Origin of the sequence: Micromonospora sp. WMMD1274 (assembly GCF_049179035.1) — a bacterium.
In the GTDB taxonomy this organism is placed as follows: domain Bacteria; phylum Actinomycetota; class Actinomycetes; order Mycobacteriales; family Micromonosporaceae; genus Micromonospora; species Micromonospora tulbaghiae.
Window position 1 is genome coordinate 6,811,141 of the sequence record NZ_JBMHMG010000001.1, and the last position, 17,017, is coordinate 6,828,157.

Genomic DNA, 17,017 nt, shown 5'->3' on the forward strand with positions numbered 1-17,017 from the left:
GCCCCTGTCCGGATCCCGAGAACTGTCGATCACGGACAGTCAGCAACCCGGCCGGAGAAGGTGGACGCACCGCAACCGGTCACACACAAGCCGTCAAGCCGCCCGACGTACCGTCCTTTTCGGACATCACGCGCACACGTGCCGTGACCTGCGACGACTCTCACCCGGCCCGGTCCACACCGGCCACCCGCCTCAACCACCAGGCGGAGACCACACCCCGTCACCAAAACACGAATCGCGCCGCACCCTTTTTCGGGCGCGGCGCGATCCCGTCAACGAGACGCGACGCAGGTCACCCCGCCCGGCGCCGGGCCCGGCGCGCCGCCAGCTCGTCACCCACCGACTCCGCCTCCGGCTCCACCGCCGGCACGGCCGGCTCCTGCCCACCCACCGGCTCCGCCGGCAGATGCGACAACGAACCCTGGATCTCCTTGAACGCGCCACCGATCGCGATGCCGAACACCCCCTGGCCGCCCTGCAACAGGTCGACCACCTCCTCCGGCGACCGGCACTCGTACACGGTCGTCCCGTCGGAGATCAACGTGATGCCCGCCAGATCGTCCACCCCACGCGACCGCAACGCCTCGATCGCCTTACGGATGTTCTGCAACGACACCCCGGCGTCCAGCAGCCGCTTCACGACCTTCAACACCACCAGGTCGCGGAACGAGTACAACCGCGACGTCCCCGAACCCGACGCGTCACGCACACTCGGCACCACCAGCGCCGTACGCGCCCAGTAGTCCAACTGCCGGTAACTGATCCCCACCGCCGAACACGCGGTCACACCCCGGTAACCGACCTCGCCGTCACCGGCCGGATCGGCCCCCACACCCGCCTGCTGTTCCGCACCCGGACCAGGATCCCGCGGCTCGTGCATCCGGACCAACCTCCCCGCGCCCGTGGCGGTGCCGCGCCGACTCCCCGTACGCGCACCCCTCGACACGGCAACCCTAACGCCGCCCCCCGGACTTCACCCGCAGGAGACACCGCGACACGCCGCGCCGGCCACCGCCACGCCGACCCCGGCCACCCGGCCGGGACACCTCAACCCGCGAAGTCCTCCGGACGCACCTGCTCCAGGAACTCCCGGAACTTCTCCACCTCGTCCTCCTGCTCGTCCGGGATCACGATCCCCGCCTCGCTGAGGACCTGCTCCGCACAACGAATCGGAGCACCCACCCGCAACGCCAACGCGATGGAGTCACTCGGCCGCGCCGACACCCGCACACCGTCACCGAGGAGAAGATCCGCGTAGAACACGTTCTCCTTCAACTCGGTGATCTCCACCGCCCGCAACGGCGCCTGCAACGCCGCCAGCACATCCCGGAGAAGATCGTGCGTCAACGGCCGGGCCGGCTTGACCCCCTGCTGCTCGTAAGCGATCGCCGTCGCCTCGACCGCACCGATCCAGATCGGCAGATAGCGGTCCCCCTCGACCTCCCGCAGCAGGACGATCGGCTGGTTGCTGGGCAACTCCACCCGAACTCCGACCACGCTCAGCTCGCGCACCGCCGCCTCCGTGTCGTCGTCACCTTGCACCGCGCCCTTCCCTGCACGGTACACGGACCAGGACACGGGAGTCCCACGCGCTACGTGCACCACGCCTCGCCGGACGGGCATACCCCGGCAAGCCTACGACACGCTCCACCGACCAGATCTTTGTGCGCCCACCCACGCGGAAGGGCCGGGCGCACACCGCACCCGGCCCCTCCCACGACCTCACCGGCCCAACGTCGACCGCAGCCCCACCCGCACCAACGCCGCGTGCAACCGCTGCGACAACGCCACCAACTCCCGCGCCGTCTCCGCCGCCCGCGCCCGCGCCGCCGGATCACTCTGCCGCGCCAACGGCGCCACCAACTGCGCGAACAACCCGACCTCACGATCCGCCGACAACCGGTACGCCCGCAGATGCCGAGGCTCCAGCCCGTACGCCGCCAGACCCGCCACCGCACTCGCGATGATCAACGCATCCGCGTCGTACCACCCCGGCGGATCCGACACCAGCACACCCAGCCGCTCCAACTCCGCGAGCGTCGACTCGTCCACACCACTACGAGCGATCAGACCCGCCCGGTCCAGCCGCACCTCCGACGACTCGACCGACTCCACCGGCTCCCGGCCCGGAACCTCACCACCCGGACCCACAGCCACCAGATTCGGCCGCCCCCGCCCCGGCGACGGACCAGACCCGTCCCACTGGGCCAACTGCTCCCGGATCACCCGCAACGGCAGGTACTGATCCCGCTGCGCGGTCAACACGAACCGCAACCGCGCCACATCGTCCCAGCCGTACTTCCGATAACCCGCCGGCGTCCGCTGCGGCTCCACCAGGCCCTCGGCCTCCAGGAACCGCAACTTCGAGATCGTGACGTCCGGAAACTCCGGCCGCAACTGCGCCAGCACCTCGCCGATACTCATCAGCGCAGGCGCCCGCGCCGCCCCGGACGGCGTCGAAGCCGCAGGCTCGTTCACCCCCGGCCGGCCTCCTCCTCCGGGCGCGGACCGGCGATGAACACCACCCGGAACTTGCCGATCTGCACCTCGTCACCGTTGCTCAGCGTCGCCGCCTCGACCCGCTCACGATTCACGTACGTGCCGTTCAGGCTGCCCACATCCCGCACCGTGAACGTCCCACCGTCACGGTGGAACTCCGCGTGCCGACGCGACACAGTCACGTCGTCCAGGAAGATGTCACTGTCCGGGTGCCGCCCACTCGTCGTCACATCGTGGTCCAACAGGAACCGGGCACCCGCATTCGGACCCCGGCGAACCACCAGCAACGCCATACCCGGCGGCAACGAGCCGGACATGCGGCTCGGCACCACATCGGTGTCCGGCCCCTCCAGCACTTCGTCGAGCGAACCGAGATTGAGCGTCGAAGTGACGTCGAGCGGGGGGAACTCGTCGTCTGGGCGCGTCATGGGACCACCTCACGGATCTGTTCGGTCGGCGTCAGGGAATGGCGGGTCTGGCCGCCGGGCAACACCACACCCGGCGGCTGGCTCCCCGTGCCCGGGAAGGCGCATTCCGCAACGCTCAAACTATTGGTTCTCGGTCGACTGGGCGAGCCTAGCCAGCGCCGAAATGCAGGGCAACCGGACGCGCGGAACCTCGCCGCCGCCCGGAACAGCACGAACTCAGCTCTCGGTGAGCTCGCGGTACGCATCGGCGGTCAGCAGACCCTCGACCGCCGCCGGATCGTCCGGAGTGATCTCCACCAACCACCCCGCACCGTACGGATCCGTGTTGATCACCTCAGGGGTGTCGGCCAACGCCTCGTTGCGCGCCGCCACCGTACCGCTCAACGGCGCGTAGATCTCCGACACGCTCTTCGTCGACTCGATCTCGCCCAGCGACTCGCCCGCCGCCACCACCGCACCGGGCTCCGGCAGCTGCACGAACACGATGTCACCCAGGGCGTCCTGCGCGAAGTGCGTGATACCGACGCGGACGGCACCACCGTCACCACCGACCACCCACTCGTGCTCGGCGGTGTACCGCAGATCCTCAGGAATCACCAACTGCGTCCTTCGTCATCGGTGCACCGGAGAAACCGGCGCGGCCGCGACCGGTCACGAGACCGGCCGGGCGTGGTCCAGCTTGATCGGCGCGTGCAGCTGCGAAACCTCCACAACCTCACGATCCTCGGAGGTCACGTTACCGCCGCCGTCCCGCACCGATGCGACCACCCCGCCGGGAATGTTCAACGCCGTACGCATCGTCGCCGGATCACCGATCACCATGATCGTGAACGGACCCGTCAACCGCCGCCCGTCCACCACCAGCGCACCGTCCGGCCCGTCCACGAAATACGTCGACGCGATGATCCGCGCCGCCGTACCGTCCGTGCCCTGGATCTGCATCGCCTCCGCGCCCGCACCCCGCAGCTCCTGCACCGCGTCCAGGATCCGCGTCGACGACACCGCCTTCGCCGGCCCCGAGAACCGCACCTCAAGACCCGGACCCACAGCCGGCAACGTACCCGCCAGGATGCCCAGCTCGTCCGCCCGCCGCGTCGCCTCCTCCAGCGCCGCCTGCCGGCCCTGCTCACCCGAGCGCAGCTGCCGCTGGCTCTCCTCCAGCAACTCGATCTCCTGGCGCAGCCGCCGCTCCCGCGAATCCAGATCCGACGAGATCCGCACCAGGTCCTCCTCCCGCGTCGCCGCGAGCGTCGGATCCGTCGACGTCGTCTTGAACTGCACCACCAGCGTGAAACCCAGCAACGCCAGCAACACCGCGATCATCGCACCCGCCGACGAGAACCGCCGCGCCGCCGACGGCGCCCCCGCACCGGCCGCCGCACCCGGCTCCGGCTCGGACTCCGGCACCGCCTCCCGCTCCGCGGGCTCCGCCTCGTCCGGCACCGGCTCCACCGGCGCCAACGGGCTCAACTCGTCCGGATCGGGCGCGTCCGGGCGCGGATCCGGCTCACCCGCCGGACCCGACGGCCGCGCCGGCTCCCCCGGCCGCGGCCACCCGGTACCCGTCTCCCTGTGTTCCTCGCTCATCGCCACAAACCTACGCCCGGAACAGGTGCCGGCGGATCGCCGCCACATTTCCGAAGATGCGCACCCCGAGCACGACCACCACACCGGTGGACAACTGACCGCCCACGCCCAACTGGTCACCCAGGTACACGATCAGAGCCGCGACCAGCACGTTCGAGATGAACGACACCACGAACTGCTTGTCGTCGAAGATCCGGTCCAGCTTCGCCCGCACCCCACCGAACACCGCGTCCAACGCGGCCACCACCGCGATCGGCAGATACGGCTGCAACGCCGCCGGCACCGTGGGGTCCAGATACACCCCGAGCACCACACCGGCGAGCAACGCCAGCACCGCGATCATCGGCCACCTCCCGAGGGGCTGGAAGAACCACCCGGGCCGGACGACCCGGGACTCGACGAACCCGCGCCACCCGAGCCCGACGGGCGCGCACTCGGACTCACCGAAGGCTCGGCGTAGCGTAGCCGCGGCTGCGGCGCCGCCGGCAACGTGAGGTCCTCGACCCGCTTCACCCCGAACGACAGACCCGTCGTCCGCGCCACCTCACGCATCAACGCCGCCGCCCGGCTCTCGTCGAACCGGTCCCGCATCGACCGCGGTCCGATCGCCTGCACCTCGTACGGACCCGTCACCGGCCGGTAGTCCACCAGGATCGCCTCACCCGCCGACCGGATCGTCGACGTCGCCGTCAACCGCTGGCCGTTCACCGCCACCGCCTCGGCGCCCGCCGCCCACAACGCGTTCGCGACCTTTTGCAGATCCGAATACAGCACCCGGGACGGGCCCGCGTCCCCGCCGGTCACCCCGTCCTGGTCCGCCGCCGCGTCGGCCAGCCGCACCACCACGCCGTCCCCACGCACCCGGGCCAGGCCGGTCCCCGCCTCCAGCGTGCGCAACCGGGACGCCTGCGAACCGCTCAACGTCGCGTCCCGCTGCCGGCCGACCTCCTCACGCAACTGCTCGGCGCGCTCGGTCAACCGGTCGGTCTCCGCCTCCCGCCCCTTGATCTCGGCGACCAGACCCGCCCGCGCCGTCGCGCGGCTCGGCTCCTCCGCCATCGTCTCCCGGTACGCCACCGCGAACAGGAAACCGATCAGCGCCAGCACCACCAGGCTCACCGGCCGGCCCAGCACCTGCCGCACCCGCGACATCGAGCCCGTCGCCCGGCGCGCCGCCGCGTCCCCGTACCCCGGATCCAGCGGATTGCGGAACAGCTCGGTCAGGAAGTCCGGCGCGTACACCCGGTTCGACGGGTCGCGCTCCTTCTCCCCGTCCCGCGGCGGCGACGTGGTCATGCCGCCGCCTCGGTACGCCGCGCCCGCATCGCCCGCACGAGGCGGCTCGCCTGCACCACGTACATCGCGCCGGCCACCCAGTAGAGGACCAGGCCCCACCAGGCCAGCCCCCAGCCGATCGCGCCGGCGGCGGTGCCGATGTCCGGCACCGCGTCGGCGAGCAGCAGGATCGGGAACGCCGCCAGCAGCAGGAACGTCGCGGTCTTGCCCACGTAGTGCACCGGCGGCGGGCCGTAGCCGTAGCGGCGCAGCACCCCGAGGGACACCAGCAGCAGCACTTCCCGGGCCAGCAGCGCGCCGGTGAACTGCCAGGGCACCACCTCGCGGGCGGTGAACGCCAGCAGCGTGGCGAGGATGTAGAGGCGGTCGGCCAGCGGGTCGAGCAGTTCCCCGAGCCGGCTCACCTGGCCCAGGCGGCGGGCGATCCAGCCGTCCACCCAGTCGCTGGTGCCGCCGACGGCGAGCACCGCGATGGCGGCGACGTCGGCCCGGACCACGAGGAACAGGTAGAGGAAGATCGGCACGCCGACGAGCCGGACGAAGCTGATCAGGTTGGGCAGCGTGAGGACGCGGTCTCCCACGACCGTGGCGGTCCCGGAATCCGGTTGCTCCGCTGGAGCCGGCCGACGCGACACCGAACCCTCCCTTCGCAGCACGGTCCGGCAGCCGGATGAACGGCCGCTGGAGGGACGTGCGCGTTGCCGGCCGGTCAGACGCCGGCGCCCTCTGTGATCCCGGGCTGGGACCTCCCCGACGCGGCCAGTGATCACGGGCCGCCCAGTTGCGCTGCCACTATATCGGGCTCGCCGTTCTCCCCCGGGTGCCCGCTGCGTCGTTGCTCAGTGGTGTCACGGTGGTGACCGTCACAACCGCTAAGGCATCCTAGGACACTAGTCGAGCGGTCGACGGCCAGGCGGACATGGGTGTACGGCGTCAGGCGGTACGGGCGGTCGAATCCGAGCCGGCCTGCGGGGCGGTCGCCGTCGCGGCCTGGCTGAACGCCACCAGCGCCAGCAGCAGCTCGTGCTGCACCCGGTTGGGCATCCGGTCGAGCACGGCCTGCACCGCCCGGTGCCGCCTGTCCTGGAGGTCGCGCAGCAGCGTCTCCGCCGCCGCGGTGGGGATCAGCCGCACCTCCCGCCGGTCGCGCGGGTCCGCCACCCGGCGCAGCAGGCCGACCGCCTCCAGGCGGTCGCACAGCCGGCTCGCCGACGACGGGACCACGTCCAGCAGCTCGGCCAGCCGGTTCACGTTGGTGTCCGGATGCGACACGATCAACGACAGCACCCGCAGCTGCGTGGGCGAGACGCTGACCGTGTGCCGGGACGTCGCGGAGTCGAGCACACCGATGAGCGCCTCCGCAGCCGATTCGATGGCCGCGGCAAGATTCGGAGGTCGCTCCACTCGCTGTCCCCTGCGATCGTCCCGCTCGTGTCCGCTCCGCCGCCCCCGTCACTGCCCCGTCACGTCGTCGGACCGGCTGGAGCCGCGCCAGTCCAGGCAGACGACGACCGCGTCGTCACGGAGATCCGCGTCGGCATGGTACGCATGCAGTTCGCGCATCACCGTACCAACTGCCTCGGTCGCCGGCTGCAGCCGAGTCGACCGCATCGCGCGCGCCATCGCCCGGACGCCGTACGGCTCCTGCTCGTCGGGCTCCGCCGCGTACACCCCGTCGCTGACGACGAAGAGGCGATCGCCCGGCTCCAGAGTGAACTCCTGCACGTCGTAGCGCGTCTCGGCGAACATGCCCAGCGGCAGTTGCTGCTCCAGCGCGATCGGCGTGACCCGGCCTCCGCGCAGCCGCAGCAGTTGGGGTGAGCCGGCGTCCACCGCCCGCATCACGCCCCGGCGGCTGTCCAGCTCCAGCAGCAGCGTGGCCACGTGCCGGCTGCCCCGGTGCTGGTAGTAGATGGTGTCCGAGGCGAGCTCCGCCTGCTCCACCAGGCTGCCGCCGGAACGCCGGGCGTTGCGCATGGCGTTCACCGTCATCGCCGTGAGCATCGACGCGGCCAGGCCGCTGCCGGTGCCGTTGAGCACGGTGAGGGTGAGCCGGTCCCCGTCCACCGACCAGTCGAAGTGGTCACCGCCCACCGTGTACGCCGGTTCGAGCTGACCGGCGAGCAGCGCGTCACCGAGCCGTACGCTGCGCCCCGGCAGCAGGTCCCACTGCATCTCGGCGGCCATGCTCAGCCGCTCGCGCCGCCGGGCACGCCGGTACCGGTCGGTCTCCCGGTCGGCCGCCCGGATCGCGACGGCCAGTTCCCCGGCGGCGTCCCGGGCGGCTTCCACAGTGGCCGCGTCCGGGTCGCCGGGCAGCTCCACCATCAGCACACCGAGCCGCTCCCCCCACACCGACAGTGGCAGGTAGGCGCGGCAGCGGCCGTCCTCGACGACGTCCAGCACCGGCTCCTGGCTGCTGAAACAGCGCTGCGCGACGGTGTGGGCCAGCAGCGGGCCGCCGTCGGGCACGTCCGGGTCGAGCACCGGCCAGAGTCCGCTGGCGCGGTAGTCGGCGACGAACACCTCCGCCCGCGCGGCCCCGAGCGTCTGGCGCAGCACCGCGTCCGCGGTCTCCGCCAGCTGGTCGGGTGGCGCCGTGCGCAGGGCACGTGACACCGATCCGGACGCCTCCGGCATGCTCATCCTCCGATGACGACTATTGCTACAGGGCAAACATCATACGAAGGCCGCCCGACGGCGAACGCCCCGCCTCGGCCGGGCGTGACGGGACCGGCTCAGGCGGCCGGTCGGAGCGCCAGCGCGCCGTGGAACGCGTCCGGCACCGGCTCGGCCTCACCCGCCGGCCGCCACCGCGCCACCGGCACGATGCCGTCGTCGGTCGGCTGCCAGCGGCCCAGCAGCGGCGCGAACCGCTCGGGCGCCCGCATCCGGAACGCCGGGCCCATCATGGCCAGCGCCTCGGGGTGCCCGGCCAGTTCCTCGGTGTCGAAGTCGATCGCCAGCCGGCTGCCGGGCGCCGCCGCCTGGTACAGCTCGTCGAGCGTACGGGCGAGCGTGTCGTCGTCCAGGAACGCCGCCAGCCCGAGGAAGACCACACCCACCGGCCGTCTCCCCCAGCCCGGCACGAACCGGTGCAACTGCGCCCGGTCGACCGTCCCGATGTCGGTGGCGTCGCCGTAGCCGTACCCGGCCCGGTCGCTGCCGGCGAGCAGGCTGCGGCCCAGCCGGACCGTCTCCGGGTCCACGTCGGTGTAGAGCACCGTCGCCTCCGGCGCGACCTCGTGCACGTTTCCGCAGGTGGGCACGCCCGCGCCGAAGACCAGGAACCCGTCGATCCCGTCGGCCGCCATGGCCCGCACGGTGCGGCCGAGAAAAGCGCGCAGCGACCGGAAGATCGCCGCGCAGGGTCCGTACGCCGCCTCGAACGCGGCGGCCGCGGCGACGTCCACCGGGCGGTGGTGCCGGCCGCCGAGCCAGTAGTCGATCATGCGGGCGGTGCTCGGTCCGTCCGGCTGATCCATCGACGGGGCTCCCTCCCCTGGGTGCTGCACGCCAGCGTACCCACCGGGCGACACCGGCGGTATCGCCCCGGGCCGCCCACCCGGGCCGCGATACTGGCCGCGGGAGCGCCGGCCACGAGGAGGTACTGGTGAACTCGGCGAACGGGGCCGCGGTGGTGGTCGGGGTGGACGGCTCCGAACCCGCGACGCGGGCGGTGCGCCTGGCGGCCCGGGAGGCGCGGCGGCGCAACCGCCCGCTGCGGGTCGTACACGGTTTCATCTGGCCGCTGCTGCGCGTACCGGTCTCCGCGCCGGCCGGGTCACCGCCCGGCGCCGGGCTGCGCAACCAGGCCGAGCAACTGGTCACCGACGCCGTCGCGGTGGCCGAGGCGGAGGCACCCGGGCTGCGCATCACCGGCGAGATCATCGACGGGGAGGCCGCAGCGGTGCTGCTCGGCGAGTCCCCCACCGCCGCCGTGATCGTGCTCGGCGACCGGGGACTGGGCGGGTTCACAGCGCTCGTGGTCGGGTCGGTGGCGGTGCAGGTCGCCTCGTACGCCGACTGCCCGGTGCTGATCGCGCGCGGCACCGACCGCGTGGACGGCCCGGTCGTGGTCGGGGTGGACGGCTCCACGCTGTCGCGCGCCGCCGTCGAGTTCGCCGCCGAGACCGCGTCCGCGCGCGGCGCCCCGCTGCACGTGGTGCACGCCCGCCCGGCCCCGCGCGGGCGGGACGACCGGGCCGAGGAGGACGAGCGGGTGCTCACCGAGGCGGTGGCCGGGATCGGCGAACGGTGGCCGGACCTCACGGTGCACGCCGAGGCGGTACGCGCCAAACCGGTCGCGGCGCTGACCACGGCGTCGGCCGGGGCCCAGCTCGTCGTGGTGGGCCGGCAGGGCCGGGGCGAGCTGGGCGGGCTGCTGCTCGGCTCGGTGAGCCAGGGAATCCTGCACCGCTCCGCCTGCCCGGTAGCCGTGGTCCGGGCCCCGGACTGAGCGCCGGCCCGGGCGCCCGGCGCGGCGGGGATCGCCCCGGCAACGGTTGGTCCCGGCCCGGGCGGGTAGACGCCTACGTCAGCCGACAGCGATCCGGAGGAGGCAGAGATGCCAGGACCACGGCCGGGCAGCAACGCGTACGACAAGCAGCGGGCACGCCTTCGCGACCTCGTCGAGCAGTCCGGACGGGCGGCCGACAAGGAGGCGAACCAGGTCGCCAACCGGATCCTCCAGGACGACCGGGGGCAACGGGGTGTGGTCCGGGGCGAACGGACCTACGGCCCCAAGGGCAACCGGGAACCGGGTGACCCGAAGTGAGGACGGCAGCGGTTGTCGACGGCGCCATCGCGGGCGCCGTCGGCAGCGCCGTCCTCAACGCGGTCTCGTACCTGGACATGGCGTTGCGGGCCCGGCCGGCCAGCAGCACCCCGGAATCGGTCGCCGGACGGCTGGCCGACGTGACGCACGTCGACCTGGGCCCCGGCGTCGAGGCGGCGAACCGCCGCTCCGGTCTGGGGCCGTTCCTGGGGTACGCCATGGGCATCGCCGCCGGGGCCGGGTTCGGCGTGCTCGCCGCGCGCCGGCGGATTCCGATGCCGCTGGCCACGGTGCTGCTCGGCGGCGGCGTGATGGCCACCTCCGACGGCTCGATGACCGCGCTCGGCGTGACCGACCCGCGTACCTGGCGCCGCAGCGACTGGGTCTCCGACCTGATCCCGCACCTGGCGTACGGGCTGTCGGCCGCAGCCACCTGGCGGCGACTGCGGCCGACGTCGGCTCGCGGTTAGCTGTCGCTCTCGTCGTCGGCCACCGGCTCACCGGCCGGGCCGTACGGCGACACCTGCCCCTTCGGGACGGGCCGTCCCGCGTCGGCGTTCGACGTGCCCCCGCCCCGCGAACGGCTGCCCGCCTGGGTGGCCGTCTTGCGGCTGTCCTGGCTGGTGGCGCCGAGATCGTTCCGGCGCAGTTCCTCCTGCTGCGGCTTGACCACGGGTCTCTCCTTCCCGGTGGAGCGCACGGCCGTCGGCCGCGCACCCGACCGGCGTACCCGTCGCCGCCCGGCGCATTCCGGATCGGCCCGGGGGTCTGGCCGGGGCCGGGGCGGGTAAGCCGGATGGATGCCAGACGATCGCAACGTCGCGCGTGCCCTGCTGGACCGGCAGTCCCGCACGTACGCGGAGGAGGCCGGCATCGCCCTCGCGGACCGGCCCGGCCCGCTCTACCAGTTGCTGGTGCTCACCACGCTGCTGAGCACCCGGATCCGGGCCTCGGTGGCGGTGGCCGCCGCCCGGGAGCTGTTCGCGGCCGGCTACCGCACCCCGCAGGCGATGGAGGCGGCGAGCTGGCAGGACCGGGTCGACGCGCTGGGCCGGGGCCACTACCGGCGCTACGACGAGCGGACCGCCACCATGCTCGGCACCGGCGCCCGGCTCTGCCTGGACCGCTGGCACGGCGACCTGCGCCGGCTGCACAAGGAGGCCGGCTCCGAACCGGCCGTGCTGCGCCGGCTGCTCACCGAGTTCCCCGGCATCGGCCCCACCGGTGCGGACATCTTCCTGCGGGAGGCGCAGTCGGTGTGGCCGGACGTGCGCCCGTACGCCGACCGGCGCACGCTCGCCGGGGCGCGGCGGCTGGGCCTGCCGGCGAGCCCGGGCGCGCTGGTCGGGCTGGTCGGCGAGGCCGACTTCGGCCGGCTGGCGTCGGCGCTGGTACGGGTGGCCCTGGGCGAGGAGTCGGCGGGCGAGGTGAGCCGCAGCGCCGCGACGGCACACTGAGCCGGGCGGCTACTTCGCCGGGCCGGGCTTGGTCAGGTTCCAGGCCAGCAGCGAGGCGAGCAGCGCCAGCAGCACCACGCCGCCGGAGACGCCGCCCTCCCCGCCGCTGTCGCGGCTTCCGGTGAAGCCGAAGTAGATCACAGCCAGCCCGGCCAGCACGGTGACGAACGTACGCATTCCTCGGTCCTTCACGCCCGCACCGTACGACCGGCGGCGCGGGCCGGGGCGGGGATCGGGCGGCTGTCCCCCGTCCGGGTGTCAGTCCGGCGTGCGGCCCACAGCGGGACCGCGCAGCCGGACCCGGCGGATCGCCCGTCCCGCCACCTCGACCACCTCGACGGTGAGGCCGGGCAGCCGGACCCGCTCCCCCGGCCCCTCGGGCAGCCGGCCCAGGCCGGCCAGCACCAGCCCGGCCACAGTGGTGTACTCGCGCGACAGCGGGAACGTCACGCGCACGCCCACGTCGGGCAGGTCGTGCAGCGGGAAGTCTCCGGGCAGCAGCAGCGCCCCGTCGGGTTCCCGGACGGCGCGGCGCACGTCCCGGTCGGTCTCGTCGTACAGCTCGCCGACCACCTCCTCGAGCAGGTCCTCCATGGTGACCAGGCCGTCCACGCCGCCGTACTCGTCGACCACCAGGGCGAGCTGCTCGTGCCGCTGGCGCAGCTGCCGCATCGCGTCGGCCACCGGCAGCGTGCCCGGCAGCAGCACCGGCGGTCGGGCGCGGTCGCCGACGCGCGCGCCGTCGGCGTCCACCAGGTCGCGGATGTGCACGGTGCCGCACACGTCGTCGAGCCCGCCGGGGCCGATCACCGGCGCCCGGGACCGGCCGGTGGCCGCGAGCCGGCGCATCGCCTCGGCCGCGGGCAGGTCGGCGGGCAGCGTGGTCACGTCGCGGCGCGCGACGATGATCTCCCGCAGCGTACGGCCGGCGATGTCGAACGCCCCGGCGAGGATCTCCCGCTGCTGGGCGGACAGGCCGCGCTGGCTGACCAGCATCTCCCGCAGCTCCTCCTCGGTCACCTCCTGCCGGCTGGCGCGCGGGTCGCCGCCGGCGAGCCGGACCAGCAGGTCGGTGGAGCGGCCCAGCAGCCACACCGCCGGCCGGGACAGCCGGGCCAGCAGGTCCAGCGGCCCGGCGCTGATCAGCGCCCACCGCTCCGCCGTCTGCATGGCCAGCCGTTTGGGTGCCAGCTCCCCCACCACGAGCGTGAGGAACGTCAGCAGCAGCGTCACCAGGAACACCGCCACCGCGCGGGCGGCCCCGCCGAGGAAGCCCAGCGGGCCGACCAGCGGCTCGGCCAGCGTCACCGCAGCGGCGGCCGAGGCGAGGAACCCGGCGAGCGTGATGCCGAGCTGGATGGTGGCCAGGTATCGGTTCGGTTCGCGGGTGAGGCGGCTCAGCCGCGCCCCGGCCCGCCCGGAGCGCGCCAGCCGCCGCAGCTGTCCCTCCCGCAGGCTCACCAGCGCCATCTCGCTGCCGGACAGCGCGGCGTTGACCAGGATCAGCACCAGCACCAGCGCGACCTGCACGCCCATCAGTCGGTCTCCAGGTCGTCCAGTGAGATCGCGTGGGTCATCAGCCAGCGGGCCAGCGCGGCCATCCCGAACAGCCACAGCGGCGCCGACTCGGTGGGGCCGTTCGTGGCGAAGATGGCGAAGCGCAGGTCCGGCGCCCGGTACGCCTCGATCCGCCACTTGTGGTTCTTGTCCCGCCAGACCGCGGAAGGGTCCATGGCGTCACGGTAGGTGACCGGGACGGGCGGGCGGCGCCGGTTGGCTCAGCCCGGCGGGCGGACCACCTCGCGGGCGTCGTCGGGCAGCCGGCGGGTGGCGCCGCGCCGGTCCAGCAGCTCCAGCAGCGGCACCGCCACCCGGCGGGTGGTGCCGAGCGCCTGCCGGGCGGCGCTGAGCGTGAACGGCTGCGGCAGCCCGGCGAGCACGCGCACCGCGTCGTCCGGGGCGCCGGGCAGCAGCACCACGTTCTCGGCCAGCTTCAGCAGCGCGCCGGCCCGTACGGCGGCGCCGATCTCGCGGGGGCCCAGGCCGAGGTCGGCCAGGTGGTGCGCCTCGGGGGCCTGGAAGGGGCGGTCGCCGTACTCGGCCCGGACCCGGTCCACCGCCCGGGCCACCGGGTCCGGCAGTGTCCCCTGCCCGACGGCGGTGACCAGGCCGTCGCGCAGCCGCAGCGGCGGGCGCAGCAACGCCGTGACCAGGGCACGGTCGGGCAGGTCGAGCCGGTGGCGCAGCACGTCGACGGGTACGCCCGCGGCGAGCGGATGTTCGGCGGCGTACCGGGTCACCTCGTCGGTGAGGCGGCGGCCCAGGTCCCGCCAGTGCTCCGGGTCGGCCAGCCACTGCCCGGCCACCGGTGTCGCGGTCGGCGGCACGCCCATCCGGGTCAGGTCACCGGCCCGGATCAGCCGTCGCCGGCGCAGTTCGCCGGCCAGGTCCGGCCGCCCGTCCAGTCCGGCCAGCACCGCCGCGCGGGCGGCCGCCGCGCCCCGGCGGCGCAGCGGCGGCGGGTCCACGTCCAGCACCGTCACGCCGCCCGCGACGTGGTGCCGGCCGGGGTCGCGCAGCAGCGCCCGGTCCCCGATCAGCAGCGGCAGCGGGCGGGCCAGGCGCAGCCGTACCGTGTCCGGGCCCAGCGGCCGGACCCGGGCGGGCACCGCCGCCGAGCCCACGTGCAGCGTGAGCGTGGCCGGCAGGTCGGCGGCCGGGTCGCCGGCCAGCCGCACGTCGAGCAGGTCGGTACGCCCGAACCGGCCGGGTGTGAGCAGCGCGTCGCCGCGCCCGACCCGGTCCCGGGGCAGCCCGCGCAGGTTCACCGCGACCCGGGCCACGGCCTCGACCTCGGCACGGGCGACGCCGAGGGAGTGCAGTCCGCGTACCCGCACCGCCTCACCGGTGGCGGCCAGCTCCAGCTCGTCGCCGACGCGCAGCCGGCCGCCGCCGAGCGTGCCGGTGACCACGGTGCCGCTGCCGCGCACGGTGAACGCGCGGTCCGCCCAGAGCCGCACCGGCGCGTCAGCGGCCGGGGCGGGCAGCCGGGCGGTCAGGCGGTCCAGCGCGGCGCGCAGCTCGGGGAGACCGGCACCGGTGACCGCGGAGACCGGCACCGCCTCCACAGCGCCCAGCGACGTCGCGGCGATCTCCGCGCGGGCGCGCGCCGTCGCGGGCCCGGGATCGGCCAGGTCCGCGCGCGTGACCGCGAGCAGCCCGTACGACACACCCAGCGCGTCCAGCGCGGCCAGATGCTCGGCGGACTGCGGCATCCAGCCCTCGTCGGCGGCCACGACGATCAGCGCGGCCGGGACCGGGCCGACACCGGCGAGCATGTTCGGCACGAACCGCTCGTGCCCGGGTACGTCGACGAAGGCGATGGTGCCGCCCGACGGCAGTGTGGTCCAGGCGAAGCCGAGGTCGATGGTCATGCCGCGGCGGCGTTCCTCCGCCCACCGGTCCGGTTCCATCCCGGTCAGCGCCCGCACCAGCGTGGACTTGCCGTGGTCCACGTGCCCGGCGGTCGCCACCACCCACATGCCGGTCAGTCCCCCACGCTCAGCACGGCCGCGCGGACCCGGTCGTCGGCGTCCTCCGGCACGGCGCGCAGGTCCAGCAGGAGCCGGCCGTGCAGCACCCGGCCGAGGACCGCCGGGTCGCCGGTGCGCAGCGGCTCGGCGTACCGCTCGGGCAGGCTCAGCGCCCACGAGTCCAGCTCCACGCCGGGCGCCCCGCCGCCACCGACGACCGCAGCCGACGGCACCACCTCGGCCTTGCAGCCGTCCTCGCCGAGCCGGTCCCGCAGCCGTTCCAGCCGCTCCCGCAGCCGGGCCGGGTCGGCGTGCAGCGCGTCGCGGGTGGGCGTGGTCGGCGCGTACAGGGTGGCGGCGAGCGCGGCGAGGGTGAGCTTGTCGACCCGCAGCGCCCGCGCCAGCGGGTGCCGGCGCAGCCGCTGCACCAGGTCGGCGTCGCCGAGCAGCAGACCGGCCTGCGGGCCGCCGAGCAGCTTGTCGCCGCTGGCGGTGACCAGGTGCGCGCCCGCGCGCAGCGTGGTGGCCGCGTCCGGTTCGGCCGGCAGCAGCGGATCCGGCGCGAGCAGCCCCGACCCGATGTCGGCCACCACCGGTACGCCGAGCGTGGCCAGCTCGGCCACCGGCACCGCCGAGGTGAAGCCGGTGACCACGAAGTTCGACGGGTGCACCTTCAGCACGAACCCGGTCTGGTCGCCGATCGCGGCTTCGTAGTCGGCGCGGGTGGTGCGGTTGGTGGTGCCCACCTCGCGCAGCCGCGCGCCGGTGCTGGCCAGCAGGTCGGGCAGGCGGAACCCGTCGCCGATCTCGACCAGCTCACCGCGGCTCACCACGATCTCCCGGCCGGCGGCCAGCGCGGTCGCGGCCAGCACCAGCGCGGCGGCGCCGTTGTTCACCACGTGCACCGCCCCGGCGTCGGGCACGGCCGCGGCGAGTGCGTCGAGCGCCTCCCGGCCGCGCCGGGCCCGCCGCCCGGTCCGCAGGTCCAGTTCCACGTCGGTGTGCCCGGCGGCGGCGACGAGCGCGTCCACGGCGGACGGGGCGAGCGGGGCGCGGCCCAGGTTGGTGTGCAGCACGACACCGGTGGCGTTGAGCACCGCACGTGGCGTCCGGCCGGGCAGGTCCGCCAGCGCCGCGTCGCGTACCTGATCGGGGGTCAGCTCGCCGCGGCGGGCGCGGTCCTGGGCGCGGACGATCGCGGCCTTGACCCGGTCGCGGCCCAGCGTGCCGGCGGCGGCGGCCAGCGCGGGATCGGCGAGCAGCGCGTCGGTGCGCGGCACCCGCCGTCGCGGGTCGACCTCACGCATCGCGCACTCCCGGGAACGGTTTGGCGGAGACGGACGGGAATCGAACCCGCCTGGCCCGGGTCCCGGACCACACCGGTTTTGAAGACCGGGAGGGGCACCAGCCGCCTGAACGCCTCCACGCAGCAGTCAACCA

Annotated in this window: 22 protein-coding genes and 1 tRNA gene; 4 read left to right on the top strand and 19 right to left on the bottom strand. The window is 74.2% G+C overall.

Going from position 1 to position 17,017, the window contains the following annotated elements; genetic code table 11:
* Nucleotides 1–292: 292 nt before the first annotated feature.
* The 12 genes from ACN27D_RS32180 to ACN27D_RS32235 all read right to left on the bottom strand — a co-directional run bounded on the left by ACN27D_RS32180 (nucleotide 293) and on the right by ACN27D_RS32235 (nucleotide 9,295).
* A complete protein-coding gene (locus ACN27D_RS32180; RefSeq protein WP_233585654.1) occupies nucleotides 293–880 on the bottom strand; it encodes a MerR family transcriptional regulator in 588 nt (195 codons plus the stop codon).
* Between the two features lie 167 nt (nucleotides 881–1,047).
* Nucleotides 1,048–1,512 carry a bifunctional nuclease family protein gene (locus ACN27D_RS32185; RefSeq protein ID WP_088647333.1) on the bottom strand — a complete coding sequence of 155 codons (465 nt, stop codon included), beginning with the start codon at nucleotides 1,510–1,512 and terminating at the stop codon, nucleotides 1,048–1,050.
* A 210-nt stretch (nucleotides 1,513–1,722) separates the two neighbouring features.
* On the bottom strand, nucleotides 1,723–2,424 hold the full coding sequence (locus ACN27D_RS32190; protein WP_199733138.1) for a MerR family transcriptional regulator: 702 nt from the start codon (nucleotides 2,422–2,424) through the stop codon (nucleotides 1,723–1,725).
* 50 nt (nucleotides 2,425–2,474) lie between these two features.
* Nucleotides 2,475–2,927, bottom strand: a complete 453-nt coding sequence (odhI, locus tag ACN27D_RS32195) for an oxoglutarate dehydrogenase inhibitor Odhl (protein WP_007071101.1) — start codon at nucleotides 2,925–2,927, stop codon at nucleotides 2,475–2,477.
* Between the two features lie 216 nt (nucleotides 2,928–3,143).
* Nucleotides 3,144–3,524, bottom strand: a complete 381-nt coding sequence (gene gcvH / locus ACN27D_RS32200; protein ID WP_421500802.1) for a glycine cleavage system protein GcvH — start codon at nucleotides 3,522–3,524, stop codon at nucleotides 3,144–3,146.
* 54 nt (nucleotides 3,525–3,578) lie between these two features.
* Nucleotides 3,579–4,514: a DUF881 domain-containing protein gene (locus tag ACN27D_RS32205; protein ID WP_121684238.1), complete on the bottom strand. Its 936-nt coding sequence runs from the start codon at nucleotides 4,512–4,514 to the stop codon at nucleotides 3,579–3,581.
* Nucleotides 4,515–4,524: 10 nt separating this feature from the next.
* Complete coding sequence (locus tag ACN27D_RS32210) at nucleotides 4,525–4,857, bottom strand: small basic family protein (RefSeq protein ID WP_091426880.1); 333 nt, start codon at nucleotides 4,855–4,857, stop codon at nucleotides 4,525–4,527.
* Complete coding sequence (locus ACN27D_RS32215; protein ID WP_120569859.1) at nucleotides 4,854–5,810, bottom strand: DUF881 domain-containing protein; 957 nt, start codon at nucleotides 5,808–5,810, stop codon at nucleotides 4,854–4,856. The genes ACN27D_RS32210 and ACN27D_RS32215 overlap by 4 nt, the downstream gene beginning before the upstream one ends.
* On the bottom strand, nucleotides 5,807–6,445 hold the full coding sequence (locus tag ACN27D_RS32220) for a CDP-alcohol phosphatidyltransferase family protein (protein WP_120569858.1): 639 nt from the start codon (nucleotides 6,443–6,445) through the stop codon (nucleotides 5,807–5,809). The genes ACN27D_RS32215 and ACN27D_RS32220 overlap by 4 nt, the downstream gene beginning before the upstream one ends.
* A gap of 298 nt (nucleotides 6,446–6,743) precedes the next feature.
* The gene (locus tag ACN27D_RS32225; protein WP_121684237.1) at nucleotides 6,744–7,214 is read right to left on the bottom strand and encodes a MarR family transcriptional regulator; all 471 of its coding nucleotides are present in this window, start codon (nucleotides 7,212–7,214) and stop codon (nucleotides 6,744–6,746) included.
* 48 nt (nucleotides 7,215–7,262) lie between these two features.
* Nucleotides 7,263–8,450 (bottom strand): PP2C family protein-serine/threonine phosphatase, encoded by a 1,188-nt coding sequence (locus ACN27D_RS32230; RefSeq protein ID WP_121684236.1) that lies wholly within the window; start codon nucleotides 8,448–8,450, stop codon nucleotides 7,263–7,265.
* Between the two features lie 98 nt (nucleotides 8,451–8,548).
* A complete protein-coding gene (locus ACN27D_RS32235; RefSeq protein ID WP_421500803.1) occupies nucleotides 8,549–9,295 on the bottom strand; it encodes an SAM-dependent methyltransferase in 747 nt (248 codons plus the stop codon).
* Between the two features lie 128 nt (nucleotides 9,296–9,423).
* On the opposite strand from ACN27D_RS32235, the gene ACN27D_RS32240 reads away from it, so the two are divergent.
* The 3 genes from ACN27D_RS32240 to ACN27D_RS32250 all read left to right on the top strand — a co-directional run bounded on the left by ACN27D_RS32240 (nucleotide 9,424) and on the right by ACN27D_RS32250 (nucleotide 11,057).
* On the top strand, nucleotides 9,424–10,269 hold the full coding sequence (locus ACN27D_RS32240; RefSeq protein WP_421500804.1) for a universal stress protein: 846 nt from the start codon (nucleotides 9,424–9,426) through the stop codon (nucleotides 10,267–10,269).
* A gap of 108 nt (nucleotides 10,270–10,377) precedes the next feature.
* Nucleotides 10,378–10,587: a phosphatidylethanolamine-binding protein gene (locus ACN27D_RS32245; protein ID WP_120569853.1), complete on the top strand. Its 210-nt coding sequence runs from the start codon at nucleotides 10,378–10,380 to the stop codon at nucleotides 10,585–10,587.
* Entirely contained in the window at nucleotides 10,584–11,057 is a 474-nt protein-coding gene (locus ACN27D_RS32250; RefSeq protein ID WP_121684234.1) for a hypothetical protein, read from the top strand. Before ACN27D_RS32245 ends, ACN27D_RS32250 begins: the two co-directional genes overlap by 4 nt.
* On the opposite strand, the gene ACN27D_RS32255 is transcribed toward ACN27D_RS32250, so the two are convergent.
* A complete protein-coding gene (locus ACN27D_RS32255) occupies nucleotides 11,054–11,260 on the bottom strand; it encodes a hypothetical protein (protein ID WP_091426872.1) in 207 nt (68 codons plus the stop codon). The genes ACN27D_RS32250 and ACN27D_RS32255 overlap by 4 nt on opposite strands.
* 127 nt (nucleotides 11,261–11,387) lie before the next feature.
* On the opposite strand from ACN27D_RS32255, the gene ACN27D_RS32260 reads away from it, so the two are divergent.
* A complete protein-coding gene (locus tag ACN27D_RS32260; RefSeq protein ID WP_120569851.1) occupies nucleotides 11,388–12,044 on the top strand; it encodes a hypothetical protein in 657 nt (218 codons plus the stop codon).
* Between the two features lie 9 nt (nucleotides 12,045–12,053).
* On the opposite strand, the gene ACN27D_RS32265 is transcribed toward ACN27D_RS32260, so the two are convergent.
* The 6 genes from ACN27D_RS32265 to ACN27D_RS32290 form a co-directional block, all read right to left on the bottom strand.
* Nucleotides 12,054–12,236: a hypothetical protein gene (locus tag ACN27D_RS32265; RefSeq protein ID WP_120569850.1), complete on the bottom strand. Its 183-nt coding sequence runs from the start codon at nucleotides 12,234–12,236 to the stop codon at nucleotides 12,054–12,056.
* Between the two features lie 66 nt (nucleotides 12,237–12,302).
* The gene (locus ACN27D_RS32270) at nucleotides 12,303–13,580 is read right to left on the bottom strand and encodes a hemolysin family protein (RefSeq protein ID WP_357895167.1); all 1,278 of its coding nucleotides are present in this window, start codon (nucleotides 13,578–13,580) and stop codon (nucleotides 12,303–12,305) included.
* The gene (locus ACN27D_RS32275; RefSeq protein ID WP_013286387.1) at nucleotides 13,580–13,777 is read right to left on the bottom strand and encodes a hypothetical protein; all 198 of its coding nucleotides are present in this window, start codon (nucleotides 13,775–13,777) and stop codon (nucleotides 13,580–13,582) included. Before ACN27D_RS32275 ends, ACN27D_RS32270 begins: the two co-directional genes overlap by 1 nt.
* Nucleotides 13,778–13,822: 45 nt before the next feature.
* A complete protein-coding gene (selB, locus tag ACN27D_RS32280) occupies nucleotides 13,823–15,586 on the bottom strand; it encodes a selenocysteine-specific translation elongation factor (protein ID WP_421500805.1) in 1,764 nt (587 codons plus the stop codon).
* 5 nt (nucleotides 15,587–15,591) lie between these two features.
* Nucleotides 15,592–16,884: an L-seryl-tRNA(Sec) selenium transferase gene (selA, locus tag ACN27D_RS32285; RefSeq protein WP_121684231.1), complete on the bottom strand. Its 1,293-nt coding sequence runs from the start codon at nucleotides 16,882–16,884 to the stop codon at nucleotides 15,592–15,594.
* Nucleotides 16,885–16,905: 21 nt separating this feature from the next.
* A tRNA-Sec gene (locus tag ACN27D_RS32290) sits at nucleotides 16,906–17,001 on the bottom strand.
* Nucleotides 17,002–17,017: the final 16 nt, after the last annotated feature.